Source organism: Specibacter cremeus, from assembly GCF_003946885.1.
In the GTDB taxonomy this organism is placed as follows: Bacteria; Actinomycetota; Actinomycetes; order Actinomycetales; family Micrococcaceae; genus Specibacter; species Specibacter cremeus.
In genome coordinates, this window is record NZ_RWKQ01000001.1 from 110,170 (window position 1) to 129,494 (window position 19,325).

The following is a 19,325-nucleotide window of genomic DNA, read 5'->3' on the forward strand; positions in this document are numbered from 1 at the left end:
TCCACCCAGACTACCGGACAGGGGTAAAGAGCCGGCAATGACTGTTCCAGGTGTCCATCAGGAATTCGTCGGCGTATTCGCCCAGCGGCGTTCCGCCGCGCAGGACGTATCGGTACAGTTCGGCCGGAGACTTGCCCGTGACAAACCAATTGAAGCCCATGGGATGATTCTGGACTGTTCGCGCCGTAATGGTGCGTTCGGCCGCGCCAAGGAGGCCGATGCGTCGGAGGACTGATTTCACGGCCTGGCGCTTGCCGGCGGAGACGGTGCTGGCGGCGAACGTACCCAGCTCCTCACCCGTCACCGCGGCGTAGCGTCGATTGACGTAGCCGCGGTACCAGTCCCGATTGCGGGTGATATCGGGGTGCAACTCCCCCCAGGCCAGGTATACCTCCCGGTCCAGCATAGGCAGCGCCCACTCGTACCCGAAGAACTCGTAGTTGCGCATGGAATTGTTGATGTATTTCGTCTGGCGTTCGCGCACGTTCCAGTATTCGAGCGCCGCCAGGCGTGCGGTGACGGACCCGTCATAGCCCACCTCGTCCAGGAACGAATCAATGGCGGCGCGCAGCCGCACAATTGAGGTGACTTCCCTATTGTTGGGCTGGAGTGCATAGTGATAGCCCAAGATGAGGTCGCGGATGCGCTCGCGTGATGTGGAGTCCTCGTCCAGAACCGGTTCGTCGTGCATGTTGCCCACGATCGTGTGTCCTGGCAGGAAGATGGCGTCGTCGTCGACCAGGCCCTCTTGGCGGAGCCAGCGGACGGCGTACCAGTCCTGGACATGGGGAAGCGACGCGCCGGCGTGCGCATAGCGAATGAATTCCGCGGTCTCCGGGGAATCCCAGGCGCGACGAATGGAATCTTCCCGGTACTCGCAGAAGTGCCAGCGCTGGCCTAGCGCGGCCGCCACGGCCTCGCTGATGAGCACCTCCCTGGTCCGGCCGGTGCCGTACGTGAAGTTCACCACATTCTCGTAGCCCACCTCGCGCAGGTACACGCTGAGCAGCCGCGAGTCGAGGCCGCCGCTGAGGGGCACCACCAGCTGCCGGCCGTCGGCATACTCAAGGAAGCGGGACATAGTCGTCTCGAGGGCCGCAGAAAAGACTGCGTCGACCCCGTCTTGGTCCCTGATCGCCGAGTCCGTGTACTCCAGCCGGCGGTACACGTGGGCTGCGACGGCATTACCGGCACCCACCGTGACGAACTCGCCGGCCTGGACCTGGCGCACCCCCGCATAGAGGGTGTTGCGCCCCGCGACGTACCCGGCGTGCAGGAACTCCAGGCGCGAATCCGCGTCGCCTACATAGTCCGCGCCGGTTCCGGCCAATTCAAGGGCGTCATCGGATACGCGCACACCACCGTCACCCACCGTGTAGAACAACGGGAAACTGCGCAACGGGTCCGCCACCAGGACAAGTTCCTGCGGGCCGTGGACGACGGCGGCATAGTGGCCGGGGATGCCGCGCAACACGTCCCCGGTGATTCCGCCGTCGTCCAGCGCACGCCGCAGCTCCTCGTCGCAGCGTGGATCACCGAACACCCACAGGCTCCGCGTTTCGGTGATCGTGTGGACCCGCCACTGGCTGCGGGTGAGGACGGGAGCGGCAAAAGACATGTGCCCATTCTCTCGCACGCGCTCGCCGCCTCGGACGCGAAAAGCCAACGTGTCGTACGCGTAGAATGTCACAGACACACCCCCACCGATACGACATGAGGTTTCCATGGCTTCTTCGCCGCAGTGGTTCTCACGCGCGCGCAAGGCCATCGGGCGGAACGAGATGCTCGTTCACGTGCTCCACCTCATGACGGGCACGGCCACGGCCCAGCTGGTGGTCCTGGCACTCACCCCGATCCTCAGCCGCATCTACACGCCGGCGGACTACGGCCTGTTCGCCGTGTATTCATCCATCGTGGCCCTGGTCAGTGCCGTGGCAACGCTGCGCTACGATATGGCCATCATGCTGCCAAAGGACGATGACACCGCACGGACGCTCAAGAGCACCGTCACGTGGATCGCCTTCCTCACCGGGGTGCTCGCCTCGCTGGTCTGTCTGGTCGCGGCCCCGCAGCTGGCATCACTGATGAACGCACCCGCGGTGGGGCCTTGGCTTGTCCTGGTGGGCCTGAGCACGTTCACGTTGGGGGAAATCTCTGCGCTGGTCTACTGGCTCAACCGGCACAGCCGTTACAAGCAGATCAGCACCAACCGCGTGTTGCAGAGTGGTGCGACGGCGGTCGTGCAGATCCTCCTTGGCCTCACCCGGGCGTTGGGGGTCGGCGGCTTAATCCTCGGCACCATCGTGGGGCAGATCGTTTCCATCGTGGGCTTGCGTCGCAAGACACCGGACCTGGCACCCTCGACGGCGCCCACCGTGCACGAACGCCTGTCCGTCATGAACAGGTACCGGCGCATGCCCTTGTTGAATGCCCCGACGGCGCTGATCGACGCCGTGCGCATCAACGGCATCAACCTCCTGATCGGCTTCTACTCGATCGCCAGCCTGGGCCAGTTCTCCATGGCCTGGCGGATGGTGGAGGTTCCGGCGGCCCTGATCTCCAGCGCACTGGCCCAAGTGTTCTTCCAGAAACTCTCGGTGGTGAGCCCCGGCCACATGTACGACGCGGCGAAGAAGAGCGTCGTCCGGTCCGCCGCGTTCGGCGCGGTCCCCTTCGTCCTGGTCTACGTTCTTGCTCCGTGGGTCTTCCCGGTCTTCTTCGGCAGCAACTGGGACTTGGCCGGACCCTACGCGCAGGCGCTAGTGCCGTGGCTGTTCATGAACCTGGTGACGTCACCTATTTCCACCATCTTCGTCATCACCGAGAAGCAACATGTGCTGCTTCTTTTCTCGGCCGTCTTCATGGTGGTGCCGTTGGCGATCATTGTTACGATGAATGCGAACATGCTCCAGGCCGTCTTCACGATGGGCCTTGCCATGGCGGCCATGCTGCTCATTTTCGTGGCCCTGGCATTCAGGGTCGCCCGCCGCTACGACAGCGTCCCCAACCACGGACCGGTCATGTCTGAAACCGAACCATAAGGACCCCTGCATGCACATCCTCTTCCTTCCATCCTGGTATCCCGCGAATGAGTCCGACCTGGCCGGCACCTTCTTTCGCGAACAGGCCGAGGCGTTCCTCCTGGCGGGGCATCGCGTGGGGGTGCTGAATGTGCGCGGCATTGCCGTGTATTCCCGCAGCCAATTGCGCGGCAGGAAATCGGGCATCCGGCACTTCCTGGATTCCGGCTTCGACACCTACTTGTGGGATCGCGTCCTGCCCTTCCCGAAGGTTCCGGGCGGCAACGAGAGGATCCTGCTCAATGCCTGGCGGACCCTGCTGCACCGCTACATCGACGACAACGGCCGGCCGGACGTGCTTCACGCGCACACCATGTTCCCGGCCGGCTTGGTGACGCATGCGCTTTCCGAAGAGTTCAAGATCCCGTTCATAGTGACCGAACACCGGATCTCCTCGCTCCCCCTGCTGGCCGGCCGGTGGAACGGCCCTCGTGGCCGGGCAGCAGCCAAGGCCGCATCCGCGCTGGTCGCTGTCGCGCCCGATTTCGCCCCCGCACTGGACCAGGCCTATGGCTTGTCCAAGTGGGAGTACGTGCCGGGGTTACTCAGCCCGCAGTTCGAGGACATCACGGTCCGGCCGACACCCAATGGCCCGTTCACGTTCGGTCACGTCTCTTACATGGATCCGCACAAGAACGTTGACCTGCTCATCCATGCGTTCGCGGACCGCTTCCATGGAGATCCGGATGTCCGGCTCAGAATCGCCGGCCACTCCTCGTTCACCCAGGACCTCATTGATCTGGCCGCCTCACGGGGCATCTCCGACCAGGTCGACTTTGTGGGCGCGGTTCCCCGATCGGGCATCGTCGGGGAATTCTCTCGGTACCACGCATTCGTCATGCCAAGCCGGACCGAGGCATTCGGCACGGTCCTATGGGAGGCCATGGCGTGCGGCCTTCCACTTGTCTCCACGGACACATGGGCGGGGCGCAATGCCGTGCGGGAGGGCAACGGGCTTCTGGTCGGTGTGGAGCAGCGGGACGAACTTGGAGAAGCTCTGGTGAGTATGCGCAAGACGTTCGCCGACTACGATCCGCACCATATCCGGTCCATCTGTGTCAATCACTGCGCCCGCGACGCCTTCGTGGGCCAGTATTCTAAGCTGTATGCCGACGCGGTGGCTGCATGACTGAATCCGCGGCCATCCGCAAGGCCATGGTCTACCACGTCCCGTTCCTGCTCAATCCCGACGCCAAGACGGCAAGCGGCATCCGACCTGTCAAGATGCGGCAGGCGTTCGAGGATCTTGGCTACGACGTTCTGGAGATATCCGGGCACGCGCGCGAACGTGCAGCTGCCTTCGCCCGATTGCGGCGCGCGGTCAAGGAGGGGGCACGCTTCGAATTCGTGTATTCCGAGGCGGCGACGCTTCCCACGGCGTTGACCGGACCAAGCCGGCTGCCGACCCATCCGTTCCTTGACTACAGGATCTTCGCCTTCTGCAAGCGCCACGGCATTCCGGTAGGTGTCTTTTACCGGGACATCTATTGGAATTTCCCCGAATACACGCGCACCGTCCACCGCGTGGTTGCCCTCGGCACACGGACTTTCTACCGGCTGGACCTATTGGCATACCGGACGCTGGTGAGCCGCATCTTCCTGCCCTCCATGCGCATGGCAGCCGAGATGCCGCTCACTAGAGTCAGCCAGTGCCGGGCCCTCCCCCCCGGTTCCGACGTAGTGGAATCGCCGGTACCGGACGGCAAGCTTGGGTTGTTCTACGTCGGCGGCCTCGGCGCCTACTACAGATTGCACGAATGTGTGGCCGCGGTGGCCGATTCAGCGGACGCGACCATGATCCTGTGCACCAGGCCGCAGCAGTGGGAAGCACACCGCGCCGAATATGAGCCACTCCTGGGTGGCCGGACGACCGTGGTGCATGACAGCGGTGCTGCCCTGCAGCAGCATTATGACCGTGCGTCACTGGGCGTGCTCTTCCTGGAACCCATCCCCTACCGGGAGTTTGCCGCACCGTTGAAGCTGTATGAGTACCTCGCGCAGGGGAAACCCGTCATCGCCGCGCAGGGCTCGCTGGCCGGCGAATTCGTCCAAGAGAACGGCGTGGGCTGGGTGCTGCCCTACCGGGCCGCCGGCCTGCGTGACCTACTCGAGCGGCTGGCCGCCCACCCCGAGGAATATGAGGCCGTGCGCAACCAGGTCCTGGCCACCCGAGAGAGCCACACTTGGGCTGCTCGCGCGGCGCAAGTGGAGGAAGATCTGGTTTCTAAGCAGCTGGCCCCAGCGAAGCGCTAGAACATGCCGGTCGCGGCGGTTGCTCGCTTGGAGCATGCGATAATGGTTACCTGGTTGTGATCACTGGCCGCGCCTGCAGGTCCCAGGAACCGCGGGGGTGTTCATCACGGGGACGCACTTGATGACGGCCCGACCGCTTGGGGAACCCTTGCAAGTCTATGTTGGCTCGTGCATCACATCGTCACTGTTGTGGATGTACTTGTCGACGCGATACTGGCCGTTATGCGGGCAGTGGCCGGATGATGAGTGCTCACCTCAACAAAGGAAGGCGCTTCGGAAGCCCGAAGGAAGACGATATATTTGATGGGAATGAATCAAATGACAAAAATCAATACTGTAGCGGTCATCGGCCTTGGCTACATAGGGCTTCCCACGGCCGCGATACTTGCTACCAATGGCATTGATGTAATCGGCGTCGACGTCAACCAACGAACAATTGATGCGGTCAACGCCGGGCAAGTTCCATTCGTCGAGCCTGACTTGGGTATCCATGTTGCTGGAGCGGTCAGTACGGGAAAACTGAAGGCTACGCGCGACACCCCTTCGGCTGACGCATATATCGTCGCCGTACCCACTCCATTCAACGCTGATCGAAGCGCTGACCTGCGCTACATCGAATCAGCGGCACGGGGCATCGCGCCGCAGCTTCAAGGCGACGAACTGATCATCCTGGAGTCCACTTCCCCTCCCGGTGCAACCGAGCATCTGGGCGACGTGCTGCTCGAGCTGCGTCCTGACCTCAGCCTTGACGGTGAGAACGGTCTCCCTCGGATCCTCCTGGCGCACTGCCCGGAGCGGGTCCTGCCGGGTCGCGTCATGATTGAACTCGTCACAAACGATCGCATTGTCGGTGGCATCACGCCTGAAGCGGCCGCGCGCGCTCGCGACTTGTACGGAGTGTTTTGTCAAGGAGAAATCCTATTAACCGATGCCAAGACCGCTGAAATGGCCAAGCTTGTCGAAAACTCATATCGGGACGTCAATATCGCATTTGCAAATGAGCTTTCGATGATCTCTGATTCTTTGGATATCGATGTTTGGGAACTAATTCGGTTGGCAAACCATCACCCTCGCGTGAACATCCTCCAGCCAGGCCCCGGCGTCGGAGGCCACTGCATCGCGGTAGATCCATGGTTCATCGTGTCCGCTGCACCACAAGCTGCCAATCTGATCAAGCAGGCGCGCCTGACAAACGACTCGAAGCCAGCTTGGGTACGCAACCGCATCCAAGAAGTCCTCAACGAATTGCCCAGCAGTGCTGAAATCGCAGTCTTGGGTCTGGCCTTCAAAGCAAATATTGACGACCTTCGCGAGTCGCCCGCCGTCGAAATTGCCGCGGCGCTCGCCCAGTCACTGCCAAATCGCCGGCTCAATATTGCGGAGCCAAACGTCGAGGAATTGCCGTCCCAATTCCGTGACATGCCGAATGTCGAACTTTTTCCTGTGAACGAAGCCGTCAGTCGCTCGGATCTGGTCGTCGTGCTCGTAGACCACGACGAGGTCAAGTCAATCGACCCCCTCCTATTGAAGGGCAAGCGCGTCCTCGACACCAAGGGCATCCTGCCCGCCTCGAAAACAGCCCAGTTCGTGAACAGCCCGGTGTGACTGCCGCGTTTCATGACTAGTGGTGGTTCGTGGGAAATCCGTTTCCCACGAACCACCTTTAACCGCATAGCGCCCGTCGGCATGCTCTTCGTTCCAGGCGTTCAGTCGGCCTGACGGTTTCAAGAAGGATCAAAATCAGATAGTCGCTCCCCGAGTCCCAACAGCTCGGCGATGGCAGCGGCCGTCCGGGCCGCGGCCCGCCCGTCGCCGTAGGGGTTCACGGCGTTGGCCATCGCCTCGAAGCGCGCCGCGTCGTGCAGCAGCCGCTCCACCTCGGTGACGATCCGCTCCTCGTCGGTGCCGATGAGCGCAACCGTGCCGGCCACCACGGCCTCCGGCCGTTCCGTGTTCTCCCGCATGACCAGCACGGGCTTGCCCAGGCTCGGCGCCTCCTCCTGGACGCCGCCGGAGTCGGTCAGCACCACGTGCGCCAGCGACAGCAGGCGCGTGAATTCGCCATAGGCCATCGGCTCGGTGACCACTACGTTCGGCAGCCCCTCCAGGGCGGGGAGCACCGCCTCGCGCACCACGGGGTTCTTGTGCGCCGGCAGCACGATCACCAGGTCCGGCTCCGCGGCGGCAATACGCGCCAGCGCCCGGCCCACGCCGCGCATGGCCTCGCCCTGGTTTTCCCGCCGGTGCGTGGTGACCAGCAGGACCCGCCGGCCACTGGCGGCCAGCTCTTCCAGCTGCGGATCGGTGAACGGTATCCGCTTGCCGACGGTGGTCAGCAGGGCGTCGATGACGGTATTGCCGGTCACCACGATGTCTTCCTCGGCCACACCCTCCGCGATCAGATTCGCCTTGCTGGTGCTGGTGGGCGCCAGGTGCAGGCTGGCGATCTGCGAGGTGATCTTCCGGTTCGCCTCTTCGGGGAAGGGCGAGAATAGGTCTCCCGACCGGAGCCCCGCCTCGGCGTGCACCACCGGAATGCCGCGGTAGAAGGCGGCGATGGCGGCGGCCGTCGACGTCGTCGTGTCTCCCTGCACCACCACCGCATCCGGTGCAGACTCGGCGAACAGGGCGTCCAGGCCGTTGATGGTCCTGGTCATGATGCCCGCCAGGGTCTGGCCGGGCTCCAGGATGTCCAGGTCATGATCCGGGAAGATCCCGAACAGCTCGTTGACCTGGTCCAGCATCTCCCGGTGCTGCCCCGTCACGGTCACCACGCACTCGAACTCCGGGGCAGCCTGCAGCGCGGCGATGATGGGTGCCATCTTGATGGCCTCCGGACGTGTGCCGTAGATGGGCATGATGACGGGCATGGATTCCCCCAAGTTGAGTGGCGGTGACCATGAAAGTTTAGCCGACTGCGGGAAGTGAACGATCCGGTGAGCCGCGACGACGATCAGCGGCCTAGGAACAGGTCCACGAGGATGTTGACGGCGTTCAGCAGGGACTGGCCCTTGGACCGCGAATAGTCGGTGTAGACGATGTCGACTGGGTGTTCAACCCAGGCGACCTTCATGCGGGCAACCTGGCCCACGAGTTCAGACGCGTGCGCCATCCGGTTCTGTTTCAGGTGAATCCTTTCGGCGACGTTCCGATTGAACGCCCGTAGACCATTGTGAGCGTCGGTCAGCGGCATCCCCGTCGAAAGCCTCGATTGGATCGCCGCCGTCTTCAGCACGAGCCGCTTCAGAGGCGCAACCTTCGTCCGGTCATCCAAGAACCGAGAACCGAGGACGATGTCTGCCTCCCCACTGCGAACACGCTTCGCCATGCCCAATGCGTCCTCAACCTGGTGCTGGCCATCGGCGTCGAACGTGACGATGCAATCAAGTTCAGGGTCCTGCAACGCATACTCAATGCCGGTCTGAAGGCCGGCGCCTTGACCCAGGTTGACGGGGTGTTGGACGACGACGGCGCCCGCCTCGCGGGCAATTCGCTGGGAGCCGTCGGTGCTTCCGTCATCCACGCACACCACGTAGGGGAAGTCTTGCAAAAGCCCCGAAACGACGGAGCCGACAACCGTGGCTTCGTTATACATCGGAATGACAACCCAGGTTCGACTCACCCCACAAGTATTCCATAGTACAACTGCGACCCGCGTCGGACCCGGGTCCGGCAGCGGGCGGGTACCGTGCCCGGAGTACGGTCGCGATAAGGTTAAAGAATGCGAATTCTCAGCGTTGTCGGGGCACGCCCCCAGTTTGTAAAGCTGGCTCCCATTGCGAAAGCCATGGAAGGCCACGCCGAGCATGTGATCGTCCACACCGGGCAGCACTACGACGAACTGATGAGTGACGTGTTCTTCCGCGATCTGGCCATCCCAGAGCCGGACTACAACCTGGCCGTCGGTTCGGGCAAGCACGGAGCGCAGACAGGCGCCATGTTGGCCGGCCTGGAGAAGGTGTTCGAGGACGCGGCACCCGACGTCGTGTTGGTGTACGGCGATACGAACTCCACGCTCGCCGCCGCCGTGGCCGCGGTCAAGATCCACATTCCCGTTGCCCACCTCGAGGCCGGGCTGCGCTCGTTCAACCGGCGCATGCCGGAGGAACACAACCGCGTGCTGACCGACCACGCCTCCGACCTTCTGCTCTCCCCTTCCCAGGTCGGCATGGACCATCTCGCCGTCGAAGGACTGGCTGACAAGTCGGTGCTGGTTGGGGATGTGATGACGGACGTGCTGTACGCGGTCCGGGACAAGGTGGCCGCGGAGCACCTGCCCCTGCCAGAGGGCCTGAACGCCGGCGAGTACTACGTGTGTACCATCCACCGACCCGACAACACGGACGATCCAGCTCGTCTGGGCGCCATCGTCGACGCGCTGGCGACACTCGACAAGCCGGTGCTGCTGTTGGCCCACCCCCGGCTGCGCGCGCTCGCCGAGAAGCACGGCATCGACCTGAACGCCGGCTCGCTAACGGCCAGTGCGCCGCTGGCGTACCCGGAACTCGTCAACGCCGTTGCCAACAGCGCCGGCATGGTCACGGATTCGGGCGGCCTGCAGAAGGAGGCATTCCTCCTTCGCGTACCGTGCACAACCATCCGCGCAGAAACAGAGTGGGTGGAGACTGTCGAATTGGGCTGGAACGTCTTGGTCAATAGTGACCTGTCCGAGCTGGCGACTGCGGTGCAGCGCCCCACACCCGCGCCTACGGACGCCACGCCGTACGGCGACGGCCACGCCGCCCAGCGCACGGTCGACGCCCTGCTCGAGGCGTTCGGCGGGTAGCACCTTCGGTGGTTGAGCTTGTCGAAACCACCTGGGTCTCGACAAGCTCGACCACCGGCGGCCTAGCGCGCCTCCAGCACCTTCAAGGCGGCGATCCGGCCGGACGCGGCCAGTGACCCATTCTCGTTCACCCAAGCAACCCGAGACTCCCGCGACTGAGCGCCGCCCAGCGTGTCGTCGGCAAGCAGGTCCGCCATGGCATCGGCGACAGCTCTTGGACGGTACGCGGCAGCAATACCCAGCGCTCCGGCGTCAACCAGGGCCGCACCCTCACCCTGCCCGGAATATAGCACGGGCGTGCCGCAACCGGCAGCGGCATAGACCTTGGTTGGTCTGGCGAAGTCGTAGCCCTGCCCCGGCTTGATGCTGACCAGGGCTCCCACGGCCCCCCGGATCCAGGCGGCGGCTTGCGCGGGCGGCACCACGCCGCCGAAGTGTACCCGGTCCGGCGCCATGGCCTCGGCAACCTCGCGTAGGTGCGGCTCGTCGGTGCCCTGTCCGAAGAATCTCACGTCGACGTGGGGATGCGTTTCGTGCAGCAGCGCCAGGGCCTCGATGAACACGTCGGCGCCCTGCCATTCGCTCATGGTGCCGGTGTAGACGAAGTAGGGACGCTCCGACTCCGCGGCCGGCCCGGACGGTGTGAAAATACCTGTGTCGACGCCGTTGCCCACCACGGTGATCCGCTCCGCGGCAACGCCGAACTCGGCCACCCTGGCGGCAAAGGGTTCCGAGACGGCGACGACTGCAGCTGCCCGACGCAGGACGGTTCCTTCCACGGCACCCAGTATTTTCGGCACGAAGCTGGGGACCGACATGGCGGACAAAGCGTCTGTCCAGATGTCGGCCGCGTAGTAGACGTACGGGCGCCGGCGCAGCGCGGACGTGAGCGCGACGGCCAGGCCGGTGGTCGGCGGCGGCTCCGAGACGATCACGTCGGCCCGGCGCGCCAGCAACCGGAAGAACAGCGGGACGTCAAAGCTCAGGTATTGGACGTAGCCGCGCACATTGCCGCCGGCGTCCCGCAGCACGGGCCAGCGGCTGAGCCGGTACGGCGGGCGGAAGACCCCCGATCCCTCGGGCGGCCGGGTGGTCACGACCTCCACGTCGGCGCCCTGTTCCACCAGCCCGTCGACGAGGGCCTTCAAGCGGAAGGCCGCCGCCCCCACCTCCGGCGTGTAGAGCCGGGTGGCGACGACGACCTTCATCCTCGATGACCGTGCCATTAGGCCGGGATCCTCACGCTTTCACCCGTGCGCGACGATTCGATGACGGCCTCCGCGACAACCAGGGTGTCCTGGCCCTCGGCCATGGTGACGACGTCGTGGCGCAGCCCGAGCACGGCATCGCGGAACGCCTCATGCTCGGTGCGCAGCGGCTCTGGCTTCGCGATCGCCAACCGGGTGACATTGCCCTCGGAAACGCCCCGGAACGCGCCGATGGAATCCCACTCGGTGGCCACCGTGCCGTTTTCGTAGAACGTCAGATCCGCGGTGACCGTGTCGGCCACGAACGCGCCCTTCTCGCCCGTGACGATGGTGAGGCGTTCCTTCATGGGCGAGAGCCAGTTGACCAGGTGGTTGGTGATGATGCCGTTGGCGAGCTTGCCGGTGGCGGCGACCATGTCCTCGTGCGGGCGGCCGCTGCGCGTCGTCGTCTGCGCCGTGATCGAGACGAACCGGCTCTGCGCCAGCCACGCGGTCAGGTCGATGTCGTGAGTGCCCAGGTCCTTCACGACGCCGACGTCGGCGATGCGGGCCGGGAACGGGCCCTGCCGGCGGGTGGCGATCTGGTAGACCTCCCCGAGCTCGCCGTTGGCGATGCGCTTGCGCAATGACTGCAGGGCCGGGTTGAACCGCTCGATGTGCCCGACGGCGCCGACCAGGCCCTTGGCCGCGAACGCGTCCACCAGGCGCGCTCCGGCGGCCGTGCTGGCCGCGATGGGCTTCTCCACGAGCGTGTGTACGCCGGCGGCCGCCAGGGCCAGCCCGACCTCCTCGTGCATGCCGGTCGGCACGGCCGCGACGGCCATGTTGATGCCGGCGGCGATGAGTTCCTCGACGCTGCCCAGCACGGGCAGCCCGCGGGCCACGCCGTGCGGGTCGCCGTAGGCGTCCGCGACCGCGACGAGGTCGAGGCCGTCGACCTCGCGGATGACGCGGGCATGGTGGCGGCCCATCATGCCCAGCCCGATGAGTCCTACGCGCAGGTTCGCCACGTCCTAGGCACCGGCCTTGGCGAGCGTGTTCACGGCTGTGACGATGCGTTCCAGGTCCGCCCGCGTCAGCGACGGGTGGACCGGCAGCGAGAGCACTTCCCGCGCGGCGGTCTCCGTGTGCGGCAGGTCCTCGGCGCGGTTGAACGAGGGCAGCCGGTGGTTCGGGACCGGGTAGTAGACACCGGAGCCGATGTTGTACTCGGCCTTGAGCGCCGCGTGCAGGCCGTCGCGGTCCTCCGGGACGCGGATGGTGTACTGGTGGTAGACGTGCTCGGCGCCGGCGGCGACCTTCGGCGTGCCCACACCCTCGAGGTGGGCGTCCAGGAACGCGGCGTTGTCCTGGCGCTGCTTCGTCCAGCCCTGCACCTTGGTCAGCTGGACCCGGCCGATCGCGGCGTGCAGGTCCGTCATGCGGTTGTTGAAGCCGACCAGTTCGTTCTCGTACTGCTTCTCCATGCCTTGGTTGCGCAGCAGGCGCAGGTTGCGCTCCACCGTCGGATCGGCCGTGGAGACCATGCCGCCCTCGCCGGAGGTCATGTTCTTCGTCGGGTACAGGCTGAACATGGCGAACTTGCCGAACGTGCCCACCTGCTGGCCGTTCACGGCCGCGCCGTGCGCCTGGGCGGCGTCCTCGTACAGGTCCAGCCCGTGCTTGGCCGCCAGTGCCGTGAACGCCTCGGCCGCGAACGGGTGCCCGTACAGGTGCACGGGCATGATGCCCTTGGTCTTGTCCGTGATCAACGACTCCACGTGCGCGGCGTCGAGCGTGTAGTGATCCAGCTCGATGTCCGCGAACACCGGTGTGGCGCCCGTCAACGCGACCGAGTTGCCGGTCGCGGCGAACGTGAACGACGGCACGATGACCTCATCGCCGGGGCCGACGCCGGAGGCCAGCAGGCCCAGGTGCAGGCCCGAGGTGCCGGAGTTGACGGCGACGGAGGAACGCCCGTCGAGCAGGACCTGGGAAAACTCCATCTCGAAGTCGGCCACCTGCCTGCCCTGCGCCAACATGCCCGAGGCGAGGACGGCGTCGACCGCGGCCCGCTCCTCGTCACCGATGATGGGTCGTGCTGCCGGAATGAAGTCCTGGCTCATGCGTTGTCCTCTGCCTCTTTCAGGGAATTTCCATCTTCAACATACTTGGCGCCGGTTTCCGGGCACACCCAGAAACCGCCGTCCTGTGTCAGCGGGAAGCCGGCCTTGCCCACCCAGCCGAGGCGCTTGGCCGGCACCCCGGCCATCAGCGCGAACGCCGGGACGTCCTTCGTGACCACGGCGCCGGCGGCCACGGTCGCCCACCGGCCGATCGTCAACGGCGCGATGCAGACCGCACGGGCTCCGATGGACGCCCCGTCCTCGATCGTCACGCCGACGGGCGTCCAGTCATGGGCGCTCTTCAACGACCCGTCCGGGCTGACCGCGCGCGGGTACGTGTCGTTCGTCAGCACAACGGCCGGGCCGATGAACACGCCATGGCCCAGCTTCGCGGGCTCGTACACGAGCGCGTAGTTCTGGATCTTGGTGTTGTCGCCGATCGTGACGCCGGTGCCGATGTACGCGCCCCGTCCCACGATGCAGTTCTCGCCCAGGACGGCGTCCTCGCGAACCTGTGCCAGGTGCCAGATCTTCGTGCCCTCGCCGAGGACCGCCGCCTCGGACACGTCGGCGCCGGGTGCAATGCTGCTCATATGTGCTTCTCCTGGATGCTGTGATTCACGAATTCGGCCTCGACAGGCTCGACCACCAGTGATTGTGCGTGTCGAATTCGGTCTCGACGGGGCTCGACCATCGGTGATTGAGCCTCACGAATTCGGCCTCGACAGGCTCGACCACCGGTGATTGTGCGTGTCGAAATCGCCTGACGCCTTGCCGATGACGCGGTAGGCGACGCCGTCCCACTTGGCGGCTTCGCTGACGCGCCGGCCGTCGATGAACGTCCTGATGCCCGGCAGGTCCGCCGGACCCAGCGCGCGGTACTCGGCGTGGTCGGCCTGCACCACGGCGGCATCGACCGGCTCGCCCAGATGATAGGCGGCGAAGCCCAACGTGGCGAGCTCGTCGTCGTCGTACATCGGGTCGTGGACCAGCGCGGTGCCGCCGCGGCGGCCGATCGCCTCCACGGCGTCGAAGACGCCGGAGAACGCCGTCTCCTTCACCCCGCCGCGGTACGCGGCACCGAGGACGACGACGCGTGCCCCGGCCAGGTCGCCATGGGCGCCCTCCAGCAGGCCGATCGTGTAGTCGGGCATCTCCGCGTTGGCGGCCCGGGCCGCGCGCACGACCGTCGCCTCGGGGTCGTTCCACAGGTACAGGCGCGGGTAAACGGGGATGCAGTGCCCGCCGACGGCGATGCCGGGCTGGTGGATGTGGCTGTACGGCTGCGAGTTCGACGCCTCGATGACCCGGTAGATATCGATGCCGTTCTGCCCGGCGAACCGGGCGAACTGGTTGGCCAGGCCAATGTTGACGTCCCGGTACGTGGTCTCGGCCAGCTTCGCCAGCTCCGACGCCTCGGCCGAACCCAAGTCCCACACACCATTGGGTCGCTTGAGGTCCAACCGCGCATCGAAATCGAGCACGGCCTCGTAGAACTCCGTCGCCTGCGCGGCACCCGCCTCCGACAGGCCGCCGATCAGCTTCGGGTACTTGCGCAGATCCTCGAACACGCGCCCGGTGAGCACCCGCTCCGGGGAGAACACCAGGTGGAAGTCCCTGCCCTCCACCAGGCCGGAGGCGGCCTCCAGCGCCGGCTTCCACCGCGTCCGCGTCGTGCCGACCGGCAGGGTCGTCTCATAGGAGACCAGGGTGCCGGGGGTCAGGTGCCTACCCAGTTCCGCGGTGGCCGCATCCATCCAGCCGAAATCGGGTTTCGCGTCCTTGTCAACGAACAGCGGGACCACGAGCACCACGGCGTCGGCGCCCGGCACGGCCGCGGCGTAGTCCGTCGTCGCCCTCAGCTTGCCGGCCGGGACCAGCTCGGCCAGCAACTCCTGCAGGTGCGCCTCGCCCGGGAACGGTTCGATCCCGGCGTTGACCAGATCCACCACGGCCTGGTTGACGTCCACGCCCACGACCTCATGGCCCTTGGAGGCGAACTGGACGGCCAACGGCAGGCCGATCTTGCCCAATGCGATAACGGCGATCTTCACGTGTACGTAGTCTTTTCTCTCGCGGTTGCTTGGCCGGCGGCGCGACGGGCGCGCACTGCTCGGCGTGGTTCTAGAATATCGGCTCCCGGCGCCGGACTTGGCCAAGCCAGACCGGGTGGCACGGCAGGGCCATCTTAAAGGGCCAGACGTTGCTTCAGTGGACCGGTGAGTGTCCGGGCGAACGTTGCCGTGAGGTGATTGTCCCGGTAGACCAGCACGTTTCCGACAACTGCCGGGCAGATCCCATCTCGGCAGAGATAGTCGTGAAGGTCCACCACACCGGTCCCGGGGACGCGTCCGGCTGCCACCTTGAGCGGATCAGTCTGAACGCTTCGAGGATCGAGCTTCGTCTGGCAGCCGGGCGCATCACCACCGTGTTTCTGCACGCAATCCGGAATGGACACCTGCGGGTAGGGCATATCGAGAATGACGTTAACCTTGATGCCGGCCTCGCGCAGGGGCTTCAGCAGCGAGACATACCCATCTTCCAATGGTGCATCCTTGGTCCAGTGCCACTTGAGTGCCTTTTGGTATCCTTCAGGCGTCATTCCGGAAATCACCACGAGGCGCGGCCTCATGTCCAAAATGGTCTGAAGTTCTGTCTTGTTCTGGTTGGAACAACTATTGAATGGACCATCGGCGGAACTCGGCGGAATAGCGGACCAGGGGCATCCATTGCGAACCATGGCCTTCAGTTTCCAGCCACGCTCGTACGCGATGGCTGACAACGGATCCACGTATTGGGCCGCGTGGGAGTCCCCGACAAGCACCATGGCCTCCCCGCCATTCAAGTCGCCGTAATAGCACGACCGCTTCTGTTCGGCAGGCTCGTAGACGGCACAGCTGTCCTTGGTGGTCAGTGGGACATCCTTGGTGGCCACTGCGGGGTCGGGCAGGATGGGCTTGCCCGCCGGGACGGTTGCCGGCCGGGTCACGGCGAATGCCAGCGCCCCCGGGTAGTCCGTCGACGTATTGGCCGCATTGAGTTGCTCCGTCTTCCCCTCGACGATCATCCAGGGGACCGCGGCAGCGGCAAGATTGGTGGCGACCAACGCCGCGGCGAATACAAAGGCCGCGCGGTGCCCGCTTGACGGGCGGTAGTGCCGGGCACCGGTCCGGGGCACCCGCCTCCTCGTTCTAAATGGCTGCTCGATCAGGTGGTACGACGCTGACGCCAAGAGCAGGCTCAGGACGAGGATGCCGGCTCCCCCGGTGATCCCCACGCCATGTCCCACGATGATCACGTAGAACACGATCACCGGCCAATGCCACAGGTACAGCGAATAGGAGATGTCGCCGAGATAGACGAACGGGCGCCACGACAGGACGGATGTCAGCGCCCAAGCACTCTGTCCAATCCCGTGGGTGCCCAACGAAGACTGAGTGCCCGCCGCCAGGATCAGGATGGACCCAAGGACCGGGACGGCGGCAATGAAGCCCGGGAAAGCCATCGACGTCGTAAAGAACATCGCCGCCACGACCACCAGGACCAACCCGGACCAGCCGCACACCAAACGCATCAGCAGGCCCGGGCGCAGCGATGGCAGCACCAGCGCGGCGACGCCGCCGAGCCCCAATTCCCACATGCGGGTTGTCGTGGCGAAGTAGGCGACGTCGTGGTGGTCTGCGGAGAACACCACGGAGTGAACCAGAGACGCGACGATCACCATCGCCAGCAGCACCATGGCCGCCCGACCAACGCTGCGCTGAAGCTTGCGCGCCGCCAGAGTCGCGGCCATCAACAAAAACGGGACAACCAGATAGAACTGTTCTTCGACCGCCAAAGACCAGTAGTGTTGGACGGGCGAAATCAACTCTCCAGCGGCCTCGTAGCTGACACTGCCGAATGCTTGATTCCAGTTCTGGACCTGCAGGGCCGAAGCGACAACGTCCCGGGCGACGTCCTGCCAGCGGCCTTGTGGGAGGAGCAGCAACGTGGCGCCCATAGTGGCGAGCAGCACTGCTGTCGCCGCGGGCAACAACCGCCGCATACGTCGCGCATAGAAGGCCGCGAGGGAGATGCGATCCATCCGGGAGGCCTCGCGGACCAGTGAGCCGACGATGAGGAATCCGGAAATGACGAAGAAGACGTCCACTCCCACGAACCCGCCCGGCAGCAAGCCGGGATAGAGATGGTAGGCGATGACAAGACCCACAGCAAGGGTTCGAAGTCCTTGGATGTCCTGCCGTTGTTTGGCGTGCCTCGTTACAGCAGGCGCCATCATCGTTGTCCGCGCATCCTCGCCACGGCCTCGTCGATCGGGCCGTCGAACATGACATTGCCGTGGTCCAGCAGCACGCCGCGGTCGCAGATGCGCGCGACGAGGTCCAGGTCGTGGCTGACGACGACGAGCGTCTTGCCCTCGGCGGCCAGCTCCTGGATCTTGGCGATGCACTTCTTCTGGAACGGTTCATCGCCCACGGCCAGGATCTCGTCCACCAGGAACACCTCGGGATCGGTGTGCACGGCGACGGAGAACGCCAGGCGCAGGTACATGCCGGAGGAGTAGAACTTCACCTCCGTGTCGATGAACTCGCCGATCTCGGCGAACTCCACGATCGAGTCGAAACGTTCCTTGATCTGCGCCTCGGTCATGCCCAGGATGGCGCCGTTGAGGTACACGTTGTCCCGGCCGGACAGGTCGTGGTGGAAGCCGGCGCCGACCTCGATCAGCCCGGCGACGCGCCCGCGCGTGCGCACCGTGCCGGAGTCCGGGATCATGACACCGGAGATATGCTTGAGCAGCGTCGACTTGCCAGAGCCGTTGAAGCCCAGCAGGGCGACCGTCTCGCCCTGGGCCACGGTGAGGTCCACGTCCCGCAAGGCATGGAACTTCGCCGACAGGTCGCCCTTGCGGCCCTTCATCAGCCACACGAACGCCTCCTTGATGGAGCGTGTGTGCCGGAGCACGAACTGCTTGTTGATGCCGCGTACTTCAATGGCTGTGGTCATCTCAGAGCTCCTGGGCGAACCGGCCCTCGAGCCGGCGGAAGGTCAGCTGGCCCCACAACAGGACCAGGGCGGAGACGACCAGGCCCACGGGCAGCCAGATCGACAGCAGGTGCGGCGGGACGGGGGTGCTGCCGTCCGTCGTCGGAAGCCAGAAGGCCCAGTGGAACGTCTCCACGGCCACCGTGATGGGGTTCACCTGGTAGAGGGTGAACCAGACCGGCCCGAGCTTGTCCTGCACCATGGTCCACGAGTACATGACGGGCGACGCCCACGTGGCCACCATGAGCAGCATGTCGACGAAGTTCTCGGAATCGCGGAAGTAGACGTTGGCGGCGCCGAACAGCAGTCCGAGCCCAGTGGACAACAACGCCACGATGACAAACCCGAGCACGGCCGCGCCGAGCTGGAACACCGACGGATGCCAGCCGGCGAACAGGCAGGCGGCCACGAGGATGACCAGTTGCGGGAAGAAGTGCACGGCCGACACCCACACGGAGGCCACCGGGAACAGCTGCCGCGGCAGGTAGATCTTCTTGATCAGTCCGCCGTTGCCCACGATGGACCGGGACGCGTTGCCCAGCGCCTCGGTGAAGAAGTTGATGAGCACGATGCCGGAGAACAGGTAGATCGCGTAGTTCGGCAGGCCGTTCTCGTTGCGCGGGCTCTTCTCCAGGCCCAGGAACACGCCCAGGGCGATGTAGAACACGATGAACTGCACGCCGGGCTTCACGTAAGACCACAGCAGGCCCAGCACGGAACCGCGGTACCTGACCTTCAGCTCCTTGCGGACCAGCAGCTTCAGCAGGAAGCGGGCCCGCACGACGTCGGCCAGCCCGCCGCCCACACCCGGACGGACCAGCCCGTCATCGGTGGTTTGGCTCATCGA

At 65.1% G+C, this 19,325-nt stretch carries 16 protein-coding genes; 5 read left to right on the forward strand and 11 right to left on the reverse strand.

What is annotated here, in order from left to right; all coding sequences use genetic code 11:
- Positions 1–10: 10 nt before the first annotated feature.
- Positions 11–1,618 (reverse strand): asparagine synthetase B family protein, encoded by a 1,608-nt coding sequence (locus EJC77_RS00495; protein ID WP_125609606.1) that lies wholly within the window; start codon positions 1,616–1,618, stop codon positions 11–13.
- 106 nt (positions 1,619–1,724) lie between these two features.
- Between EJC77_RS00495 and EJC77_RS00500 the strand changes: the two genes are divergently transcribed.
- The 4 genes from EJC77_RS00500 (at position 1,725) to wecC (ending at position 6,938) form a co-directional block, all read left to right on the forward strand.
- A complete protein-coding gene (locus tag EJC77_RS00500) occupies positions 1,725–3,041 on the forward strand; it encodes an oligosaccharide flippase family protein (protein ID WP_125609607.1) in 1,317 nt (438 codons plus the stop codon).
- Between the two features lie 10 nt (positions 3,042–3,051).
- On the forward strand, positions 3,052–4,209 hold the full coding sequence (locus tag EJC77_RS00505) for a glycosyltransferase (protein WP_164520263.1): 1,158 nt from the start codon (positions 3,052–3,054) through the stop codon (positions 4,207–4,209).
- A complete protein-coding gene (locus tag EJC77_RS00510) occupies positions 4,206–5,333 on the forward strand; it encodes a glycosyltransferase family protein (protein WP_125609609.1) in 1,128 nt (375 codons plus the stop codon). The genes EJC77_RS00505 and EJC77_RS00510 overlap by 4 nt, the downstream gene beginning before the upstream one ends.
- A gap of 318 nt (positions 5,334–5,651) precedes the next feature.
- Positions 5,652–6,938, forward strand: coding sequence for a UDP-N-acetyl-D-mannosamine dehydrogenase (gene wecC / locus EJC77_RS00515; protein WP_125609610.1), 1,287 nt, complete (start codon positions 5,652–5,654; stop codon positions 6,936–6,938).
- A 119-nt stretch (positions 6,939–7,057) separates the two neighbouring features.
- On the opposite strand, the gene wecB (EJC77_RS00520) is transcribed toward wecC, so the two are convergent.
- Complete coding sequence (gene wecB / locus EJC77_RS00520; RefSeq protein ID WP_125609611.1) at positions 7,058–8,203, reverse strand: non-hydrolyzing UDP-N-acetylglucosamine 2-epimerase; 1,146 nt, start codon at positions 8,201–8,203, stop codon at positions 7,058–7,060.
- Positions 8,204–8,286: 83 nt separating this feature from the next.
- Entirely contained in the window at positions 8,287–8,955 is a 669-nt protein-coding gene (locus tag EJC77_RS00525; protein WP_240629596.1) for a glycosyltransferase family 2 protein, read from the reverse strand.
- Between the two features lie 99 nt (positions 8,956–9,054).
- Between EJC77_RS00525 and wecB (EJC77_RS00530) the strand changes: the two genes are divergently transcribed.
- Positions 9,055–10,119 (forward strand): non-hydrolyzing UDP-N-acetylglucosamine 2-epimerase, encoded by a 1,065-nt coding sequence (wecB, locus tag EJC77_RS00530; protein WP_125609612.1) that lies wholly within the window; start codon positions 9,055–9,057, stop codon positions 10,117–10,119.
- Positions 10,120–10,181: 62 nt separating this feature from the next.
- Here the strand turns inward: wecB (EJC77_RS00530) and EJC77_RS00535 are convergent, their stop codons facing one another.
- From EJC77_RS00535 to EJC77_RS00570, 8 genes are all read right to left on the reverse strand, one after another.
- A complete protein-coding gene (locus EJC77_RS00535) occupies positions 10,182–11,345 on the reverse strand; it encodes a glycosyltransferase family 4 protein (protein ID WP_125609613.1) in 1,164 nt (387 codons plus the stop codon).
- Positions 11,345–12,337 (reverse strand): Gfo/Idh/MocA family protein, encoded by a 993-nt coding sequence (locus EJC77_RS00540; RefSeq protein WP_125609614.1) that lies wholly within the window; start codon positions 12,335–12,337, stop codon positions 11,345–11,347. The genes EJC77_RS00535 and EJC77_RS00540 overlap by 1 nt, the downstream gene beginning before the upstream one ends.
- Before the next feature lie 3 nt (positions 12,338–12,340).
- On the reverse strand, positions 12,341–13,432 hold the full coding sequence (locus EJC77_RS00545) for a DegT/DnrJ/EryC1/StrS family aminotransferase (RefSeq protein ID WP_125609615.1): 1,092 nt from the start codon (positions 13,430–13,432) through the stop codon (positions 12,341–12,343).
- Positions 13,429–14,025, reverse strand: a complete 597-nt coding sequence (locus EJC77_RS00550; RefSeq protein ID WP_125609616.1) for an acyltransferase — start codon at positions 14,023–14,025, stop codon at positions 13,429–13,431. The genes EJC77_RS00545 and EJC77_RS00550 overlap by 4 nt, the downstream gene beginning before the upstream one ends.
- A gap of 114 nt (positions 14,026–14,139) precedes the next feature.
- Entirely contained in the window at positions 14,140–15,486 is a 1,347-nt protein-coding gene (locus EJC77_RS00555) for a nucleotide sugar dehydrogenase (RefSeq protein WP_125609617.1), read from the reverse strand.
- A 134-nt stretch (positions 15,487–15,620) separates the two neighbouring features.
- Positions 15,621–17,711, reverse strand: a complete 2,091-nt coding sequence (locus EJC77_RS00560; protein WP_125609618.1) for an acyltransferase family protein — start codon at positions 17,709–17,711, stop codon at positions 15,621–15,623.
- The gene (locus EJC77_RS00565; RefSeq protein ID WP_125609619.1) at positions 17,708–18,439 is read right to left on the reverse strand and encodes an ABC transporter ATP-binding protein; all 732 of its coding nucleotides are present in this window, start codon (positions 18,437–18,439) and stop codon (positions 17,708–17,710) included. Before EJC77_RS00565 ends, EJC77_RS00560 begins: the two co-directional genes overlap by 4 nt.
- 1 nt (position 18,440) lies before the next feature.
- Positions 18,441–19,322: an ABC transporter permease gene (locus tag EJC77_RS00570; protein ID WP_125609620.1), complete on the reverse strand. Its 882-nt coding sequence runs from the start codon at positions 19,320–19,322 to the stop codon at positions 18,441–18,443.
- Between the last annotated feature and the right edge of the window lie 3 nt (positions 19,323–19,325).